General features: G+C 60.6%; 18 protein-coding genes and 1 pseudogene. 3 read left to right on the top strand and 16 right to left on the bottom strand.

What is annotated here, in order from left to right; genetic code table 11:
- Positions 1–19: 19 nt before the first annotated feature.
- Both ssnA and GT571_RS07890 read right to left on the bottom strand, forming a co-directional pair.
- Positions 20–1,375: a putative aminohydrolase SsnA gene (ssnA, locus tag GT571_RS07895; protein ID WP_161156498.1), complete on the bottom strand. Its 1,356-nt coding sequence runs from the start codon at positions 1,373–1,375 to the stop codon at positions 20–22.
- A gap of 195 nt (positions 1,376–1,570) precedes the next feature.
- Positions 1,571–2,965, bottom strand: coding sequence for a uracil-xanthine permease family protein (locus tag GT571_RS07890; RefSeq protein ID WP_055285183.1), 1,395 nt, complete (start codon positions 2,963–2,965; stop codon positions 1,571–1,573).
- 352 nt (positions 2,966–3,317) lie between these two features.
- On the opposite strand from GT571_RS07890, the gene GT571_RS07885 reads away from it, so the two are divergent.
- Positions 3,318–3,974 carry a helix-turn-helix transcriptional regulator gene (locus GT571_RS07885; RefSeq protein WP_338400646.1) on the top strand — a complete coding sequence of 219 codons (657 nt, stop codon included), beginning with the start codon at positions 3,318–3,320 and terminating at the stop codon, positions 3,972–3,974.
- A 112-nt stretch (positions 3,975–4,086) separates the two neighbouring features.
- Here the strand turns inward: GT571_RS07885 and GT571_RS07880 are convergent, their stop codons facing one another.
- Positions 4,087–4,464, bottom strand: coding sequence for a RidA family protein (locus tag GT571_RS07880; RefSeq protein ID WP_035137477.1), 378 nt, complete (start codon positions 4,462–4,464; stop codon positions 4,087–4,089).
- Positions 4,465–4,764: 300 nt separating this feature from the next.
- Between GT571_RS07880 and GT571_RS07875 the strand changes: the two genes are divergently transcribed.
- Positions 4,765–7,260, top strand: coding sequence for a U32 family peptidase (locus GT571_RS07875; protein WP_161156496.1), 2,496 nt, complete (start codon positions 4,765–4,767; stop codon positions 7,258–7,260).
- Between the two features lie 15 nt (positions 7,261–7,275).
- Positions 7,276–7,935 carry an RluA family pseudouridine synthase gene (locus GT571_RS07870; protein WP_233508892.1) on the top strand — a complete coding sequence of 220 codons (660 nt, stop codon included), beginning with the start codon at positions 7,276–7,278 and terminating at the stop codon, positions 7,933–7,935.
- Positions 7,936–8,050: 115 nt separating this feature from the next.
- On the opposite strand, the gene GT571_RS07865 is transcribed toward GT571_RS07870, so the two are convergent.
- The 13 genes and pseudogenes from GT571_RS07865 to rplD form a co-directional block, all read right to left on the bottom strand.
- Positions 8,051–8,797: a DeoR/GlpR family DNA-binding transcription regulator gene (locus GT571_RS07865; RefSeq protein WP_161156494.1), complete on the bottom strand. Its 747-nt coding sequence runs from the start codon at positions 8,795–8,797 to the stop codon at positions 8,051–8,053.
- 3 nt (positions 8,798–8,800) lie between these two features.
- Complete coding sequence (locus tag GT571_RS07860) at positions 8,801–9,880, bottom strand: Gfo/Idh/MocA family protein (protein ID WP_161156492.1); 1,080 nt, start codon at positions 9,878–9,880, stop codon at positions 8,801–8,803.
- A gap of 484 nt (positions 9,881–10,364) precedes the next feature.
- Positions 10,365–10,670 carry a 50S ribosomal protein L24 gene (gene rplX / locus GT571_RS07855; protein ID WP_099432059.1) on the bottom strand — a complete coding sequence of 102 codons (306 nt, stop codon included), beginning with the start codon at positions 10,668–10,670 and terminating at the stop codon, positions 10,365–10,367.
- 13 nt (positions 10,671–10,683) lie between these two features.
- On the bottom strand, positions 10,684–11,052 hold the full coding sequence (rplN, locus tag GT571_RS07850; protein WP_006235041.1) for a 50S ribosomal protein L14: 369 nt from the start codon (positions 11,050–11,052) through the stop codon (positions 10,684–10,686).
- A gap of 118 nt (positions 11,053–11,170) precedes the next feature.
- Entirely contained in the window at positions 11,171–11,431 is a 261-nt protein-coding gene (gene rpsQ, locus GT571_RS07845; RefSeq protein WP_006235040.1) for a 30S ribosomal protein S17, read from the bottom strand.
- A 16-nt stretch (positions 11,432–11,447) separates the two neighbouring features.
- Complete coding sequence (gene rpmC, locus GT571_RS07840) at positions 11,448–11,663, bottom strand: 50S ribosomal protein L29 (protein WP_006235039.1); 216 nt, start codon at positions 11,661–11,663, stop codon at positions 11,448–11,450.
- An 86-nt stretch (positions 11,664–11,749) separates the two neighbouring features.
- A pseudogene (gene rplP, locus GT571_RS07835) lies at positions 11,750–12,166 on the bottom strand (50S ribosomal protein L16); the annotation flags it as partial.
- Entirely contained in the window at positions 12,166–12,876 is a 711-nt protein-coding gene (gene rpsC, locus GT571_RS07830) for a 30S ribosomal protein S3 (RefSeq protein WP_006235037.1), read from the bottom strand. The gene rpsC and the pseudogene rplP, both read right to left, overlap by 1 nt.
- Before the next feature lie 6 nt (positions 12,877–12,882).
- Entirely contained in the window at positions 12,883–13,254 is a 372-nt protein-coding gene (gene rplV / locus GT571_RS07825; protein WP_117773442.1) for a 50S ribosomal protein L22, read from the bottom strand.
- A 14-nt stretch (positions 13,255–13,268) separates the two neighbouring features.
- Complete coding sequence (gene rpsS, locus GT571_RS07820; protein WP_006235035.1) at positions 13,269–13,529, bottom strand: 30S ribosomal protein S19; 261 nt, start codon at positions 13,527–13,529, stop codon at positions 13,269–13,271.
- A 32-nt stretch (positions 13,530–13,561) separates the two neighbouring features.
- Positions 13,562–14,392 carry a 50S ribosomal protein L2 gene (gene rplB / locus GT571_RS07815; RefSeq protein WP_055250219.1) on the bottom strand — a complete coding sequence of 277 codons (831 nt, stop codon included), beginning with the start codon at positions 14,390–14,392 and terminating at the stop codon, positions 13,562–13,564.
- Positions 14,393–14,571: 179 nt separating this feature from the next.
- Positions 14,572–14,859, bottom strand: a complete 288-nt coding sequence (rplW, locus tag GT571_RS07810; protein WP_022094197.1) for a 50S ribosomal protein L23 — start codon at positions 14,857–14,859, stop codon at positions 14,572–14,574.
- Complete coding sequence (gene rplD / locus GT571_RS07805) at positions 14,860–15,486, bottom strand: 50S ribosomal protein L4 (RefSeq protein WP_006235032.1); 627 nt, start codon at positions 15,484–15,486, stop codon at positions 14,860–14,862.
- Positions 15,487–15,497: the final 11 nt, after the last annotated feature.

Here is a 15,497-nt window from a genome sequence, read left to right as displayed (position 1 = left end):
GCGCGAATCTACTTGTGAATTAGTAGGTGCGATCGTTGAGCGTGCTCCAGAGCTTCTTGGACTCGGCCATGGTCCACGCGTTGATCTTGTCCTCATCGATACCGACAAACTCGCGATCCTTGTACAGGACGCGGCCGTTGATGATGGTGGTGCGGCAGTTTTTGCCCATCATGCCAAAGAGCATGTGGCCGTCGATGTTCTCCTCGCTCAGCGGCGTAAAGGGCTTGTAGTCCATGACGATGACGTCGGCGGCAGCACCGGCCTCGAGTACGCCGAGCTTGCGATCGAAGTACTTGCTCGCCATCTTGGCGTTGTTCTCGAACAGCATGGTCATGGCCTCGCACCAGCCCACGTTGGGCATGGCGGCGTTGTGGCGCTGAATGATCAGGAAGACCTTAAGGCTCTCGAGCATATCGTGGGTGTAGGCGTCGGTGCCCATGCACACGGGGATGCCGCGGCGGAAGAACTCGAGCACGGGGGCGCAGCCCACGGCGTTGCCCATATTGGATTCGGGGTTGTTGACGAGCCAGGTGCCGGACTCCTTGACAATATCCATCTCGGCAGGCGTCACGTGGATGCAGTGGCCCAGCATGGTGTCGGGACCCAGCAGGTTGTGCTGCAGCAGGCGCTCGACGGGACTGATGCCGCCGCGGTTGAGGCGGGAATCCCACACGTCGTTCATGCCCTCGCACACATGGATGTGGAAGCCGGTCAGGCCGTTGTTGGCCTCGGCCATCTTGTCCATGGTCTCGTCCGAAAGCGTAAAGGTGGCATGACCGCCAAACATGGCGGCGATCATATGGTTGTCGTTATCGCGACGCTCCTTGGCGGCCCACTGGGCAAACTCGGCGTTCTCGGCAATGGCCTGGTCGCATTTTTCCTGACCGCGGCGATCGGAGACCTCGTAGCACAGGCACGAACGCATGCCCAGCTCCTGAGCTGCATCCTTAATGGTAAAGAGGCTTCCCGGGATCTCGCCGAAGCTCGCATGGTGATCGAAGATCGTGGTGACGCCATCGCGGATGGAGTCCAGAATCGTGGCATAGGCGCTGGCCTTGGTGCCGTCGAGCGTCAGGTTGTCGTCAATCTTCCACCACTGCTGCTCAAGATTCTCCAGGAAGTTGGTGGGGTTGCAGCCCTTAATGGCAAGGCCGCGGGCCAGACCCGAGTAGATGTGGGTGTGGCAGTTGATAATTCCGGGCATGATGAGGTTGCCCTGGGCGTCGACGTACTCGGCATCCGGGTACTTGGCCTTGAGCTCGCACTCGGGGCCCACTTCGACGATCGTATCTCCGTCAATGGCGACCGCACCGTTTGGAATGAACGGGGTCTGAACGTTGCGGGTAAAAACGGAACCGTTAGCGACCAGAAGCATGGATGCTCCCTTCGACATCAGAGGCGGGGTTTGACACCTCTGACATGGCGGAGTGCGAAGCGCCGGCCTACACCGGAAACGGGCCCTCTCCCGTCAACGCTTCACCAAAGGGACAAACCCTTTGAAGTGCGGCCTGGCGCCGCATGACGTCGGCGGACGAGGCGATACGTCCGCCGACGAATAGCACCGAATTGGTTACTTCTTGCTCTCGGGCAAGACCAGATCCACGGCAGCGTCCTTGGCAGCATCGATGTGCTGAGCCACGACCGGCGTCTGCGGAAGGATCAGGTTAAGGACAATGGCCATGATGGCGGTGGGGGTTACGGCATTGGAGCCGATGACGGTGGACACCCAGGCGGGCATACCCTCGCCGGCAAGGCAACCGCTGGCCATCCAGATACCCAGGCCAAAGACGACGGAGGTGCCGACGATAGTGGTAGTGCGCTGCGTGAGGCCCTCGCGGGTGAACATGCGCACGCCGTTCATGGTGATGGTGCCAAAGACGCCGACGGTCGCGCCGCCGATGACGGGCTGCGGGATAGCGGAAAGGACGGCAGAGAGCTGCGGGAACAGACCGGCGATGGCAAAGACGGCCGCGATGATCACAAAGACCCACTTGTTGACGACCTTGTTGGAGCAGATGATGCCCACGTTCTGGCCAAGGGCGCTGGTGGGAAGACCGCCCAGCAGGCCGCCGACCATAGAGGTGAGGCCCTGGGACACGATAGCGCCGGAGAGCTCGCGCTCGGTGGGCATACGGTCGATGGAGCCCAGGCAGGCGGCGGAGACGTCACCGATAACCTGGATGGCAACCATGGGGAACACGACGGCGAGGGTAATGCAGACTTCGGGATCAAACTCGAGCGCGTAGGGCATGAGCTTGGGAAGGGCGAAGACCTGAGCGGTGGCGACGCTGGAGAAGTCGATCATGCCAAAGGGAATGGAGACGATCATGCCAACGATCATGCCAAAGAACACGGATCCCAGCTTGAGCGTGCCCTTGCCAAAGTTAGCGAGCGCAAAGACCACGGCGAAGGTGATAAGAGCGACGCACCAGGCCTGCGGGGTGCCCCACAGCGGCGTACCCATACCGCCGGCCATATACTTGACGGCCGTGGGATACAGCGAAACGCCGATGGAGAAGATGACCGTACCGGTCACGACGGGCGGGAACAGCCACTTGATCTTGCTGTAGGCCAGACCAAAGAGGACCGCGACGGCGCCGCCGACGATCTCGCCGCCCAGCAGCGCACCAAAGCTAAAGCCCGAGGCACCCATGGCCTGCAGGGCCGGCAGGAACGCGAACGAAACGCCCATGACGATGGGCAGGCCGCCGCCGATGCGACGGAAGGGAGCGAAGGCCTGAAGGGCCGTATCGATCGCCGAAAGAATAAGCGCGACCTGAATGATGTCGGTGCTCTGCTGGCTATTAAAGCCGTAGACGCCGGCCATGATGACCGCCGGGGTAATGATGCCGGCAAACGATGCCAGTACGTGCTGAAGGGCACACGGGATCATTTCCTTAACGGGAGGCATGCCTTCGCGAGTGAACAGGGCTTCAGTGCCGTTCGTAACCGTCTCCTGGGTCATTTGACCACCAATCCTCGAAGTAGTTGTTTTCGCATCTAACGCTCTATTGTGACGCAGTGCGGGGTTGAGGTTGTGCCTTCGTTGCATATCGTATTAAAGATGATTCTCATTCTCAATAATAATTTTTTGTTATCAGACTATTCTTAAGCTGAGACAATGCATTTCCGCAGGTCAGGAAAGTGTCCGGTCAAAATAACATCTAACTTTTCTTTTGGTCAACCGTTTACCGCCAAAATCCTACCGCTCGTCTGTATTACGCAATGTACCTGCGAATATGCGAGTCAATAGACACCGTGTTACCATGAGAAAAAATTGTTATGAACATTTCCGATTTCACCCAAAGGAGTTGCCCGTGAACGAGACCGTACGCCGCTTTTTGCCGATGGTCGATTTCCTGGAGCAGATACTCGGTAAGAACAGCGAGATCGTGCTGCACGATTTCTCGGATCCCGACCACGCCATCGTCGATATTCGCAACGGCATTGTGAGCGGCCGTAAGGTCGGCGGTCCCGCCACCGATCTGGCGCTCAAGATCATGCACGATGCCAAGTATCGCGACCTGCCGTTTATTACGGGCTACGAGGGCCGCGGCGCCGGAGGCAAGACGCTGGAGTCCGCGACGTTCTTTATCCGCGAGGATGACGAGATCGTCGGTATGCTCTGCGTCAACACCGACCTCTCGACCGTACGCTCCATAAACGCCATGGCGCAGCAGCTCATGGCGTGCTTCGACGCAGCGCCGACGCGCACGGAGCCCGCCCCTATCGAGGTCGAAAGCCTTTCGGAGTCCACCCAGGAGCTCATCGACCGCAGCATTGCCGAGTTGCTGAGCGCGCGCGGGCTGGATGTAGCGTCGCTTGGTCAGAGCGACCGCGTGGACGTCATTCGCCACCTCAACGGCAACGGGGTGTTCATGCTCAAGGGCGCCGTGACCTGCGCTGCCACCGCGTTGGGCATCTCGGAGCCCAGCGTGTACCGCTACCTGCAAAAAGTCCGCAAGGAGGGCTAACGAGCAAAATGGAGCGCGGCTCCACAAGCGATTCGTCACTTGACAAAAGACCCTGCAGCTCGCACGCGCTGCAGGGTCTTTTTGCATGTCATGTTTAGTTGTGGCCAACGCCTTAGAGAGCGGCGACGACCTCGATCTCGACCAGACCGCCAGCCGGAAGAGCGGCAACCTGGAAAGCGCTGCGCGCGGGGAACGGGGCCTCGAACTTGGAGGCGTAGATCTCGTTTACGGCAGCGAAGTCGGCAATGTCAGCCAGGTAGACTGTGGTCTTGACGACATCGGCAAAGGTGGCGCCGGCGGCGGTCAGCAGGGCCTCGACGTTAGCAAGGGACTGCTTGGCCTGGGCCTCGACGCCCTCGGGCATCTTGCCAGTTGCGGGATCGATGCCCAGCTGGCCGGACAGGAACACCATGTTGCCGGTCTGGATACCAGGGGAATACGGGCCGATGGCTGCGGGTGCGTTATCGGAAGACACGACGGTCTTGCTCATGTTTATCTCCTTACGATCAGTTGAGAAAGCGTGAGCGCGGCGTTCACACCGGGAGGCACAGTTCGGTCTGAACACCGCGCTTGATTGGGATAGTACTCAAGGTTTCCGTTTGATGCAAGATAATTATCAGCTTGCGAGAATATTTTATCGCCCAACGGTTTCCCCGGACCGCTGAACGGTTCACATGTGGAGCAGCCAGTCCAAGCTGCTGAAGACTTTATCCCGCTTGGAGCACGGGCATCGTCTGCCGCGACGGCACCACTATACTTTTGAGTATCTGAGCATTTTGAAAGGCAGGATATGACCGCAACCGCCAGTCGAACCACCAACCGCAGACCCGAGCTCTTGGCCCCCGCCGGAGGCCCGGAGCCCTTTGCCGCCGCACTCGCCGCCGGCGCCGATGCCATCTACTGTGGCATGGGCAGCTTCAACGCCCGCCGCAAGGCAACGAACTTTACCGACGAGGCCTTTGAGCAGGCTTGCCGTGCTGCACACCTGGCCGGCTCGCGCGTCTACGTCACGGTCAACATCGTCATCAAGCAGTCCGAGATGAGCGATGCGCTGCAACTCATCCACCGCTGCTCCACGCTGGGCGCCGATGCCTTCATTATCCAGGACTGGGGTCTGTTCTTTGAGGTCAAGCGCACCATGCCCGGCATCGAGACACATATCTCGACCCAGGCGAACATCCATGATGACCGCGGAACTATCTGGTGCCGCGAGCAGGGCGCCGACCGTGTGACCCTCTCGCGCGAACTTTCCATCGACGAGATTGCCGCCATTCACAATGCCGCGCCCGACGTTGACCTGGAGGTCTTTAGCCACGGCGCCATCTGCTTTTGCTACTCGGGCCTGTGCCTGCTGTCGAGCTTTGCCATGGCGGGCCGCTCGGCCAACCGCGGCATGTGCGCTCAGCCCTGTCGCCTGCCTTACGAGCTAATCGACGAGAACGGCCGTACGCTCTCCCCCGCCGGTCGCGAGCGCGCTCTATGCCCGCGCGACACCAACACTTCGCAGCTCGTTCGCCGTCTGTATGACGCCGGCGCCGCATCGCTCAAGCTCGAGGGCCGCATGAAGGCGCCCGACTACGTGTACTCCATCGTCGATGTGTATCGCTATCAGATCGATGACATGCTCGCCGGGGTCGCCGTAGATAAGCACGAGGACGCCGCTCGCCAGCGCCAACTCAAGCGCTGCTTTAACCGCGACTTTACGCACGCCTATCAGGACGGCACCTCGGGCGACGAGATGATGAGTTACGAGCGTTCCAACAACCGTGGCCAGATTGTGGGCACGGTACTGGGCAGCCGTCTGGCCAACCGCGACGTGCGTGGGCTCAAACCCGACGACCGTCGTCGCCGCGCCGCCATCGCCCGCATTGAGCTGTTTGAGCCCGTGGGCAAGGGCGACTTGTTGGAACTTCGCCACGACGACGAGTTCGACCAGTTCCTCACCACTATCGCTACCGATGATGCCGCCGCCGGTGACATCATCGAGTGTCGCGTGCCCCGCAGCATGCCCGAGGGCTGCCGCGTGCGTGTCATCCGCAGCCAGCGCGCCATCGACGCCGCCGGCGCCGCGCTCAAGCGCGACGTGCTGCGCCGCCGCGCCGTTGATGTAACCGTTGTGGCGCGTCTGGGCGAACCGTTTGCCGTCACGCTTACTTGCTGCGACGACCCATCGCTTACGGCCACGGCCACGGGCTTTACCGTCGAGGCCGCCAAGACCCGCGCGGTCGAGGCGTCCGATCTGGTTGAGCATGTGGGCCGCATGGGTTCCTCGCCCTTTGAGGCCGCAAGCTTTGATGTGGCACTCGATGAGGGCTGCGGCATGGGCTTCTCCGCCGTACATAAGGTGCGCGCCGCCGCTTGCAAGGCGCTGGAAGAGGCCATTCTGGCGCCGTACGCGGAGCGCGCAAAAACGCTCGAGCTGCCGGCGATTGTCACCAGTGATTCCCGCCCCGCGCCCGAGCACTACCGCGACGAGCCGCAGATCTGCGCCACCGTCACCTCGCTCGAGGCCGCCGAGGCGGCGCGGGCGGAGGGTGCAACGCGCATCTACATGACCACCGACGCGCTCGATGCGGCCAAGCTCTCCACCGCCGATACGTTTGAGCAGGGCATCGTACCCGTGCTCGATGAGGTCTGCCGCGCCGTTGACCACGTCCGCGTTGACCCATGGGTTGTTGCCGGCGCCACGGTCGCTATTGGCAACATCTCTGAGCTTGCCCTGGCCGCCCAGGTTGGCGCCACGGCCGAGATTCGCTCTTGCCTGCCGGTACACAACACGCCCTGCATGGAGGCGCTTGCCGAGCGCGGAGCCGGTGCGTTTTGGCTCTCGCCCGAGATCACGCTCGACGAGATTGTCTCGCTCGGCGCCACCGCGCCCGCGGCTCTGGGCATCACCGTCTTTGGCCGGCCGCGCGTCATGACAAGCGAGCATTGCATTCTGCAGGTTGTCAACGGCTGCATCCACGATTGTGCCAACTGCCGCCTGCGTGCCCGCAAGCTCTCGCTCAAGAATATCGACGGAAAGGTCATGCCCGTCCGCACCGACATCCACGGCCGCTCTCGCCTGTACGACGCCTACCCCATCGACCTCACGCCGCAGGTTCCTCAGCTGCTCGATGCTGGCGTGCGTCGTCTCATGGTGGACGGAACGCTGCTCGAGACGGATGAGGTGGGCCGTGCCGTCGCCCGCGTCCGTCGCGCCGTCGAGGCGGCTCAAGCCGGCCGCAAGCCAGCTGCCCGCCTGCGCGGCGCCACCTCGGGCTGCATGTTTGTGGGAATTAGCTAACCGAAAGGCTTACACGTGAACGAAGAACCTCAAGTCCTCTATTGCGACGCCTGGCTCATGGCCATCGACAAGCCCGCCGGCATGATCGTCCACGGCGACGGCACCGGCGAGCGCACGCTCACCGACTACGCCAGCGACCTGCTGTTGGCGATGGGCGATGGCTTTGCCGCGACCGACATGCAGCCGCTCAATCGCCTGGACCGCAACACCACCGGCGTGGTGCTGTTCTCGCTCGACAAGCAGACGCAGCCCGCCTTTGACCAGATGGTCATCGACCACGCGTTCGAAAAGCACTACCTGGCGCTCGCCGAGGGCAAGATCGACTGGAACGAAAAGCTCATCGACAAGCCCATCGCCCGCGACCGTCACGACAGCCGAAAGATGCGCGTCGGCGCCAGCGGCAAGCCGTCTCAAACGCGCGTGAAGGTGCTCAAGCGCCTTAAGAGCCGCCGCGGCCTGCCCACGCGCTCATATATCGATGTCGAGCTGCTCACCGGCCGCAAGCATCAGATTCGCGTGCACCTGGCAAGCGAGCATCATCCCCTAGTTGGCGACGACCTGTACGGAACGCCGCGCCCCTGCGGCCTCATGCTCCATGCCCACAGCGTGTCCTTTACGCATCCCGTAACCGGCGAGCACATCCACATCGAAGCCCCCTGCCCCTGGGAGCCCTAAAACCTGCCGAAAAGGGACAGGTTTATTTTGGCAGGTTTTATCTGACAAACGTCAAAACCACCACAAAGGTTCCTGCCCCTTCGCGGTGGTTTTGGCCTTAGCCCGTCCCCTGCTGTTAGACCGTGATGACGTTGTCCATTGCCCGGTACTTGGCAGGGACATCGCCTGCGGTAATAATCGTTGCGTCACGGAAGTCCGCGAACTTGACGGGCGCCACCATGCCAAATTTACTGGCGTCCGAGATTACGAAGCGTTTGGCCGTATGGCGCATCGAGATACGCTTGACCTGCGCTTCCTCGATATCGGGAGTCGTAAAACCCTGCTCGGCGGCAATGCCGTTGGAGCCCCAGAAGCCACAGTTGAAGTTGTAGCGGTCTAAGGTTGCCAAGGCATCGGGGCCAACGAGTGCCTCGGTCTCGGGTTTGAGCTCGCCACCCAACACCACGGTACGCATGCCGCGCAAAGCAAGGTGCTGAGCGTGAAGCACGGAATCGGTCACAAAGGTGACACCTTCAAGGTGTGGAAGATGCTCGATGAGCTTGAGCGTCGTCGAGCCCGAGTCGATGTATACAAAGCTCTCGGGCTCCACAAGCGCCGCAGCGCGGGCGCAGATACGCTCTTTATCGTCGTTATGGAGGTCGCTGCGCTCATTGAGCGTTAGGTTGCGCGTCACATGCGCGCGCTCAAGACTCGTCGCTCCACCGTGGACCTTGGCGATGCGGTGCGCTCGATCGAGCGTCTGCAGGTCGCGCCGAATGGTAGACGCCGTCACGCCCAGGGTATCGGCAAGCTCTGGCACAGTAACCGAGCCAGCCTGCTGCACCATCGACACAATCGCGTTGAGCCTATCTTCCGCTAGCATCGCTTACTCCTCCTCGGGGTACACGACTCCCCAGTCGGCGCGAAGCTTGGTCATAAGCTCCATAACATCAGAAGCATAATCCAGCTGCTCGCGCTTGGAGTCGTCGCCGGCAACGGCCTTCTCAAGATCGGCCATCTCGTAGCACAGGGCGTAAGCCTCGGTGCCGGCGTGGACCTCCTCGCGATGGCCGTTCGCAGTCCACACGATGTTCGCGTGATCGGCACGTGGATACTCGTTGACCTCGATATAGCACTTATCGAAGCTAATAATCGAGCGCTTGGGCTGCTTGGAGTGAAGCGTAAGACTCACGACGCCCAGCTGCTGCTCGGCATTACGGCAGACGATGCCGCCCGCAACGTCGACACCGGTCTCACAGGTGTTGCCCAGCGAAACGACCTCAGCGGGCTGGCTTGCCATAAAGAGGCGCATGACGGACAGTGCATACACGCCAATATCGAGCATGGCGCCGCCGGCAAGACTACGGTTGTAGAAGCGGTTGCTCAGGTCGCCGTACTCCTTATAGCTGCCAAAGTTGAGCTGGGCGAGATTCATGCGGCCAAACTCACCGGCATCCATGCGGCGGCGCAGCTCCTGATACAGCGGCATGTGGAGCACCGTGGTGGCATCCATAAGGACCACGTTGTGCTCGTCGGCAATGGCACGGGCCTCGTCGAGCTCGGCGGAGTTGAGGGTAATGGCCTTCTCGCAGAGCACGTGCTTGCCGGCTGCCAGGGCAGCGCGCAGATAGGTGATATGAGTGTTGTGCGGCGTGGTGATATAGACGGCGTCGATGTCAGGATCGGCGTAGAGGTCCTCAACCGTGTCGTAGACCTTCTCGACGCCATACTGCTCGGCAAAAGCCTGAGCCTTGGACAGCGTACGGTTGGCAACGCCCGCAAGCTTGCGACCGGCAAGAGCGAGGGACTGAGCCATCTGGTTGGCGATAACGCCGCAACCGATCACGGCCCAACGAAGCTCGGGAGCCGTAAAAATATCGTCGGGGAACGACTTGTCCTGGACCGAAGCGAACGCTGCTTTGGCGGCTGCCGCGGCGTCGAGCGGAGCCTGCTTGGAATCTGCCATATGTGCCTCCTGTGTCATAGAACGTCTTGCATTTCTGATAGCTCTATATTCGCACAAACACGCGCGTCTATGCGCGTTTTTGCGTATCTTACCTCTAAACGGTCATTTTTTCCCCGTAAACGGCGCATATATACGCGGGGGTGCGCAATAAAACGCAAAGGAACGCGCACAGACACGCAAGCATGCAATTTACAGAGCACGACGCGCGACCGATATTGGCTCTTAGGCGGATAAGAATCTATGCTTGATGCATCCAGTAGGTTGATCCCCGATACGTCTCAGGCCGGAAGATTTGCACAGGAGATATCGGTCGAAAGGACCCTAGGAATGCCATGAAGATCGCCCTGCCCGCGAAGGACCTTCCCCAACGGCTACCCCACTCATTTAAGTCTGTCCCCAATGAGTGCAATGAGTAGGGATAGAAAAAGGCCCGGGTGCCGTGGGGCATCCGGGCCTTTGCTAGCAACTTGATGTTGCGGGCAGCTTAGAACTTGTGGCCGCACTTCTTGCAGACGCGCAGCTTGTTCTTGCCGTCCTTCTCGTGACCGACGCGGGTAACCTTACCGCACTCGGGGCAAACGAGATTGACGTTGGAGGCATCGATGGGAGCCTCCTGCGAAACGATACCACCCTGCTGGTTGGCAGCGTTGGGCTTGACGGCCTTCTTGACGACCGAAACGCCCTCGACAACGACCTTGTTCTCGGCGGGGAGAGCACGCAGGATAACGCCCTGCTTGCCGCGATCCTTACCAGAGAGAACCTGGACCTTATCGCCCTTCTTGATATACATATATCTCCCCTAACTACAGGGTCTCGGGAGCGAGCGAGACGATCTTCATGTACTTCTTGTCACGAAGCTCGCGAGCGACGGGCCCGAAGATACGGGTGCCGACGGGCGAACCATCGTTGTTGATGACAACGCAGGCGTTCTCATCAAAGCGAATGTAGGAGCCATCCTTGCGGCGGATCTCCTTAACGGTGCGAACGACGACGCAACGGACAACGTCCTTCTTCTTGACGTTGGCGCCAGGGGTAGCCTCCTGGACAGCACCGATGAACACATCGCCGATGCCTGCATAACGACGCTTGGAACCGCCAAGCACCTTGATGCAGCGAATCTTGCGAGCGCCGGAGTTGTCGGCGACGTTCAGCATGGTTTGCATCTGAATCATGGTAGATGTTCCTCCGAACTAAGAACCGAAGAGAGGTGCGCAGCCTGTATACGGCCCGTGGTATGCAAGCCAGGCATACGCACATCTTCGGAAACGTACAAGTCGTAAGAGCGACTGCTTATTTAGCGCGCTCGACGACCTCGATGAGGCGCCAACGCTTCATCTTGGACATAGGACGGGTCTCCATAACGCGGACGGTGTCGCCCACGCCAGCCGTGCACTCCTCGTCGTGAGCGTGCAGCTTCTTGGAGCTGGTCATCATCTTGCCGTACTTGGGGTGACGCTTGCGCTCGGTGATGGTGACAACAATGGTCTTGGCACCGGAGACGGAGGTAACGACACCCGTACGGACCTTACGCGAGTTACGCGAATCAGTCATGTTCTCTCCTTAGGTCCTACTCGGCGACAGCGGACTTCTCCGCTGCGATCTCGCGGGCGCGCTGCTCCGTGAGGACGCGAGCGATGTCCTTCTTCACGGTGTTGACGCGAGCGGTGTTGTCCAGCTGGCTGGTGGCCATCTGGAAACGAAGGTTAAAGAGCTCGGCGCGCATTTCCTTCAGCTTCTCAACGAGCTGAGCGTCCGAGAGCTCACGAATCTCTGCGGGCTTCATTAGTTCTCCTCCTTGGCGGCGGCGGCGTCCTCAGCAGCCCACTTGGCCTCGAGAGCGGCCTCCTCAGCCATCTCCTTCTCGATGCGCTGCTCAGCGTTCTTAGCAGCAACAATCTTGGTCTTGATGGGAAGCTTGTGCTGTGCAAGACGCAGAGCCTCGCGAGCGACCTCCTCGGGCACGCCCTTGACCTCGAACATGATGCGGCCGGGCTTGACGACGGCCACCCACTCCTCGGGGTTACCCTTACCAGAACCCATGCGAGTCTCGGCAGGCTTCTTGGTGATGGGCTTATCGGGGAAGATCGTGATGTAGACACGACCGCCACGCTTCATGTAGCGGGTCATGGCAATACGAGCGGCCTCGATCTGACGGTTGGTGATCCAATGGGCCTCGAGAGCCTGGATACCAAACTCGCCGAAATGCAGCTCGGTATTACCCTTGGCCTGGCCCTTCATGGAGCCACGCTGCACCTTGCGGTGAAGAATACGCTTAGGGGCAAGCACTACTGACCCCTCCTCTCGGAGTTACGACGACGAGGACGGGAAGAGCCCTCGAGTGCAGGGTTGGGAACAGGCTGGCCCGGGAGCTTCTCGCCCAGGTAGATCCAGACCTTCACGCCGCAAGCGCCCATGGTGGTGCTGGCGACAGCCGTGCCGTAGTCGATCTTGGCACGGAGGGTGTGCAGAGGCACGCGGCCCTCGCGGTACCACTCACGACGGCCCATCTCGGCACCGCCGAGACGACCGGAGCACTGGATACGGATGCCCTTAGCGCCAGCCTTGCGGGCGGACTGGACAGCCTTGCGCATAGCGCGACGGAAGGCAACGCGGCCCTCGAGCTGCTCGGCGATAGACTGAGCAACGAGGTTGGCGTCGAGCTCGGGGCGCTTGATCTCGACAACGTCGACGGAGAGCTGGCCCTTGGAGACGCCAGCGACCTTCTCGAGCTCGGTGCGGAGGGTATCGATCTCGGCACCCTTCTTACCGATGACAACGCCGGGGCGAGCAGTGAGGATGATGACCTTCACCTTGTCGCCAGCGCGCTCGATCTCGACGCGGGAGACAGCTGCGCGGGAAAGACGCTTCTCGAGGTACTTGCGGATCTCGAGATCGTTACCGAGGGTCTTAGCGTAATCCTTCTCTGCGAACCAGCGGGAGCGCCAGTTCTCGGTGATGCCAAGACGGAAGCCGGTGGGGTAGACTTTCTGACCCATACAGCTTTACGCCTCCTTTCGAGGAGCAACGACGACGGTGATGTGGGAAGTACGCTTCAGAATGCGAGAAGCGGAACCCTTGGCGCGGGGACGGATGCGCTTAAGCGTCGGACCCTCGTCAACATAGGCAGCGGCGACAACCAGGTTGTCGGCACGCAGACCGTTGTTGTTCTCGGCGTTCGCAACGGCGGAACGGAGAACCTTCTCGACATCCACGGCGACGGCGCGGTCGCAGAAGTGGAGGATGTCGAAGGCCTGAGTGACAGGCTTGCGGCGGATCAGATCGACCACCAGGCGGGCCTTGCTGGGGGAAACACGCACGTACTTAGCGACGGCGCGAACCTCGGTGGCCTCAGTTTCAATAGACTTAGTTGCCATTTACGGTTAACCCCCTATTTGGCCTTGTGGCCACGGAACGTACGAGTCGGCGCGAACTCGCCGAGCTTGTGACCAACCATGGACTCGGTAACATACACGGGCACATGCTTGCGGCCGTCGTGGACGGCGATGGTGTGACCAACCATCTCGGGGAAGATGGTGGACGCGCGGGACCAGGTCTTCACGACGTCCTTCTTGCCAGCCTCGTTCATCGCGGTGATACGCGAGAGAAGGCGAGTCTCCACGAACGGGCCCTTTTTGAGACTTCTGCTCATAAGTGCTTTCTCCTAAAACTCGGTATCCGAAATTACTTCTTACGGCGACGAATGATGTGCTGGTTCGAGACCTTCTTCTTCTTGCGCGTACGAAGGCCCTTCGTCGGCTTACCCCAGGGGGTAACAGAGGGACGACCAGAGGTGTGGTTCTTGCCCTCGCCACCGCCGTGCGGGTGGTCGACAGGGTTCATGACGGTACCGCGGACGGTCGGGCGCACGTTCATGTGACGCTTACGGCCGGCCTTGCCGATGACGATGTTGGCGTGATCGGCGTTGCCGACCTCACCGACGGTGGCGCGGCAGGTAACGAGGATGCGGCGCATCTCGGAGGAAGGCATACGGACGATAGCGTACTTGCCCTCCTTACCCATCAGCTGGCAGGAGTTACCGGCGGAACGGGCGATAGCAGCGCCCTTGCCCGGCTGGAACTCGACGGCGTGGATGAGCGTACCGACGGGGATGTCGGCGAGGGGCAGAGCGTTGCCCGGCTTGATGTCGGCGTCAGAACCGGACATGATGGTCTGACCGACCTCGAGGCCCTTGGGGGCCAGGATGTAGCGCTTCTCACCGTCAGCGTAGTGCAGCAGAGCGATGCGAGCGGAACGGTTCGGATCGTACTCGATCGTGGCAACCTTGGCGGGCACGCCGTCCTTGTTGCGCTTGAAGTCGATCACGCGGTAACGACGCTTCACGCCGCCGCCCTGGTGGCGGGTGGTGATGCGGCCGTTGTTGTTACGACCGGCCTTCTTGGGCAGGGGCTCGAGAAGGGACTTCTCGGGCTTGGTGCAGGTGATCTCGGAGAAATCGGAGATCGTCTGCCAACGCCTACCAGCGGAGGTCGGCTTAAGGTGCTTTACAGCCATTACAATCCCTTTCAATAGGAATCCGTTAGCCATCGCAGACAGGGATTCGAGGTTCTGCCTCGGGTGCGATGACACCGGACGTATACACGGTTCCGGGCGTGTCCATTTTATACGCCCGAAACCTTGAGCTCTCGCCTCCCCTATTTGGGAGGCATGAGCTCACTCAACAGCAGCGAGTCTTAGGCCTGATTGCCAAAGACCTCGATGGTGTCGCCCTCGGCCAGCGTGACGATGGCCTTCTTCCAAGAACGGGTCTTGCCGGCGACATAGCGCACACGCTTGGTTTTGGGCTTGACCGTCAGGGTGTTCACGCGAACGACCTTGACGCCGAAGATCTCCTCGACAGCGTCCTTGATCTGATACTTGTTAGCATCCTTGGCGACCTCGAACGTGTACTTGTTCAGCTCCATGCCGGAGAAGGAACGCTCGGACACGATCGGACGGATGATGATCTCGTGGGCGGTCATTTATGCAAGCACCTCCCCGAAGTGAGCGGCGATGTCGGCGGGCATCAGCACAGCGTTGTTGTTGACGAGATCGTAGGTGTTGGCCTCGTCAGCGGTGATGATGAACGTCTTGGGAATATTGCGGAACGACAGGTAGGCGTTGACGTCCTCATCGCGAACGATGATGGTCAGACGCTTGCCCTCAAGGCCAAGAGCCTTGAGCATGGCAACGGCAGCCTTGGTGGAAGGCTTCTCGAAGCCGTAGTCGTCGACGAGCACGAGCTCGCCATCGGCCAGCTTGGCGGACAGCGCGGAGCGCATAGCCAGCTTGACCTCCTTGTTGTTCATACGCTTAGCGTAGGAACGGGGCTTGGGGGCGAAGACAACGCCACCGTGACGCCACTGGGCAGCACGGATGGAACCCTGGCGGGCACGGCCGGTGCCCTTCTGACGCCAAGGCTTCTTGCCGCCACCGGAAACCTCAGAGCGGCCCTTAGCGGACTGGGTGCCCTGACGCCAAGAGGCCATCTGGCACTTGACGATGTGGTGCATAACGTGGATGTTCGGCTCGATGCCGTACACCTCAGCGGCGAGCTCGGCCTCGGCGACCTTCTTGCCCTCGCTGTTCTTTACTTCAAACTTTGCCATTTAAGTGTTCT

Source organism: Collinsella aerofaciens (genome assembly GCF_009876115.1).
Classification (GTDB): domain Bacteria; phylum Actinomycetota; class Coriobacteriia; order Coriobacteriales; family Coriobacteriaceae; genus Collinsella; species Collinsella aerofaciens_N.
The sequence above is the reverse complement of the archived record's forward strand: the minus strand, read 5'-3'. Positions and strand labels throughout refer to the sequence as shown.

Excerpts from the sequence above, each read along its gene's own strand:
- ssnA (WP_161156498.1), bottom strand. The coding sequence starts at position 1,375 with ATGCTTCTGGTCGCTAACGGTTCCGTTTTTACCCGCAACGTTCAGACC.
- GT571_RS07890 (WP_055285183.1), bottom strand. The coding sequence starts at position 2,965 with ATGACCCAGGAGACGGTTACGAACGGCACTGAAGCCCTGTTCACTCGC.
- GT571_RS07880 (WP_035137477.1), bottom strand. The coding sequence starts at position 4,464 with ATGAGCAAGACCGTCGTGTCTTCCGATAACGCACCCGCAGCCATCGGC.
- GT571_RS07875 (WP_161156496.1), top strand. The coding sequence starts at position 4,765 with ATGACCGCAACCGCCAGTCGAACCACCAACCGCAGACCCGAGCTCTTG.
- GT571_RS07865 (WP_161156494.1), bottom strand. The coding sequence starts at position 8,797 with ATGCTAGCGGAAGATAGGCTCAACGCGATTGTGTCGATGGTGCAGCAG.
- GT571_RS07860 (WP_161156492.1), bottom strand. The coding sequence starts at position 9,880 with ATGGCAGATTCCAAGCAGGCTCCGCTCGACGCCGCGGCAGCCGCCAAA.
- rplX (WP_099432059.1), bottom strand. The coding sequence starts at position 10,670 with ATGTATATCAAGAAGGGCGATAAGGTCCAGGTTCTCTCTGGTAAGGAT.
- rplN (WP_006235041.1), bottom strand. The coding sequence starts at position 11,052 with ATGATTCAGATGCAAACCATGCTGAACGTCGCCGACAACTCCGGCGCT.
- rpsQ (WP_006235040.1), bottom strand. The coding sequence starts at position 11,431 with ATGACTGATTCGCGTAACTCGCGTAAGGTCCGTACGGGTGTCGTTACC.
- rpmC (WP_006235039.1), bottom strand. The coding sequence starts at position 11,663 with ATGAAGCCCGCAGAGATTCGTGAGCTCTCGGACGCTCAGCTCGTTGAG.
- rpsC (WP_006235037.1), bottom strand. The coding sequence starts at position 12,876 with ATGGGTCAGAAAGTCTACCCCACCGGCTTCCGTCTTGGCATCACCGAG.
- rplV (WP_117773442.1), bottom strand. The coding sequence starts at position 13,254 with ATGGCAACTAAGTCTATTGAAACTGAGGCCACCGAGGTTCGCGCCGTC.
- rpsS (WP_006235035.1), bottom strand. The coding sequence starts at position 13,529 with ATGAGCAGAAGTCTCAAAAAGGGCCCGTTCGTGGAGACTCGCCTTCTC.
- rplB (WP_055250219.1), bottom strand. The coding sequence starts at position 14,392 with ATGGCTGTAAAGCACCTTAAGCCGACCTCCGCTGGTAGGCGTTGGCAG.
- rplW (WP_022094197.1), bottom strand. The coding sequence starts at position 14,859 with ATGACCGCCCACGAGATCATCATCCGTCCGATCGTGTCCGAGCGTTCC.
- rplD (WP_006235032.1), bottom strand. The coding sequence starts at position 15,486 with ATGGCAAAGTTTGAAGTAAAGAACAGCGAGGGCAAGAAGGTCGCCGAG.